Genomic DNA, 1,547 nt, shown 5'->3' on the forward strand with positions numbered 1-1,547 from the left:
ACCCCGCCGTGAGCGCGGAGCGCACCACCCGCAGCCGTACGTACGCGTAGGCGCACTCCTGGTCCCCGTACGGCGCCCCGGCGTGCTCCGGAGCGTGCGCCCGGGGCAGTGCGCGCTGGACGAGCCAATGCGCGGTCAGCACCCGACGGTTGCGGCCCAGCGAGGGGGGAAGCACGAGATAGCCGATCCGTACCAGCCGCGCGTAGTGCTCGGTGAGAGCGGCCTCGGCCCGCTGGGCGTCGGTCAGCTCCGCCGGTTCCCCGGGAGGGCGGGCGGTGGACGGCGGTTCAGCTCGCAGTGGGGGCACGTTCAGCTGAACGAGCGAATGGTGGGATGGTCACTCCGGCACGCCCCGGGGCGTACGCCTCCCCAGGGGCGCATTCCGGACAACGGGCCCCGGCCGGCGCCGTAGGGCCGAGGATGACTGCATGACGCCCCCTTCCCCGACCCGGTCCTCCGCCCAGGCGCGGTCCTTCGACACGGCCGCCGCCGTCTACGCGGCCGCCCGCCCCTCCTACCCGCCCTCCCTCCTGGACGCCGTCGAGGAACTGGCCGGCTTCGGCCTCGCCGGCAGCCGCGTCGCGGACGTCGGGGCGGGGACCGGCCTCGGCACCGTCCTCCTGCACGCACGCGGCGCCAGGGTGACCGCGGTGGAGCCGGGCGACGGCATGGCCGCGGAGTTCCGCCGCGCCCTGCCCGGTGTGCCGCTCGTCCGGGGCGACGGCGACCGGCTTCCGCTGCGCTCCGGGTCCTGCGACGTGGTGACGTACGCCCAGGCCTGGCACTGGACCGATCCGGAGCGGTCCCTGCCGGAGGCCCGGCGGGTGCTGCGCCCGGGCGGCGCCCTCGCGCTCTGGTGGAACGACTCCGACGCGAGCGTCCCGTGGGCGGCCGGACAGGACGCACGGCTGCGCCGCTTCTTCGGCGCCCCGGAGCCCGGCGAGGAGACCGGTGCCTTCGCGCGCGAGCTGCCCGCCGGAGCGGACTTCACCACCCGCCGGCTGCCGTGGAGCCGGCGCGTACCCCTCGACGTCCACCTGGCCAACCTCGCCAGCTACTCGGACTTCCTGATGATCGGCCCGGAGGCGGCCCGTGGCTTCCTGGACCCGGAACGCGAGCGGCTGGCCGCGCTCTTCCCGGACGGCGTGGTGGAGGAGCCCTACGTGGTGAGCCTGGCCGTCGCCCACCCCTGAGCCGACCGCTCCGCCGACCGGGTGCGCGGCCGCGCCGGCCCGTACGTTCCGCCACCCCCGCGCGGTGGCGGTGCCGTAGAGGCGGGCCGTGGTGACTGTCTGGGCGTCGGGGGTGTCCCAGGTGGCCGGGTCACCGAACACGAACTCGCCGCCATGACGGGGCGGCCGACCCCGGACACCGGGCTCGCGCGACGGGACCGCGCGTCGTAGGACGCGGTCCGAGCGCATGCGTCCCAGTACCTGCACCGCGGATTTTGCAGAAGGAAGGCCAGCCGGGGAACGTCGTAGCCGGCGTCCACCACGACCAGGATCTCTGGATCGCGTTCCTCCTCCTCGTCCCAGACCGCGTCGGTG

General features: G+C 75.5%; 1 protein-coding gene and 2 pseudogenes. 1 reads left to right on the forward strand and 2 read right to left on the reverse strand.

The window, feature by feature from the left end; genetic code table 11:
• Positions 1 to 307, reverse strand: a pseudogene (locus IH13_RS0114585) (hypothetical protein); the annotation flags it as partial.
• A gap of 121 nt (positions 308 to 428) precedes the next feature.
• On the opposite strand from IH13_RS0114585, the gene IH13_RS0114590 reads away from it, so the two are divergent.
• A complete protein-coding gene (locus IH13_RS0114590) occupies positions 429 to 1,193 on the forward strand; it encodes a class I SAM-dependent methyltransferase (RefSeq protein ID WP_031084514.1) in 765 nt (254 codons plus the stop codon).
• Positions 1,194 to 1,244: 51 nt separating this feature from the next.
• Here the strand turns inward: IH13_RS0114590 and IH13_RS44600 are convergent.
• Positions 1,245 to 1,547 (reverse strand): annotated as a pseudogene (locus IH13_RS44600) (transposase); the annotation flags it as partial.

The organism is Streptomyces sp. NRRL WC-3549, from assembly GCF_000721935.1.
Classification (GTDB): Bacteria; Actinomycetota; Actinomycetes; order Streptomycetales; family Streptomycetaceae; genus Streptomyces.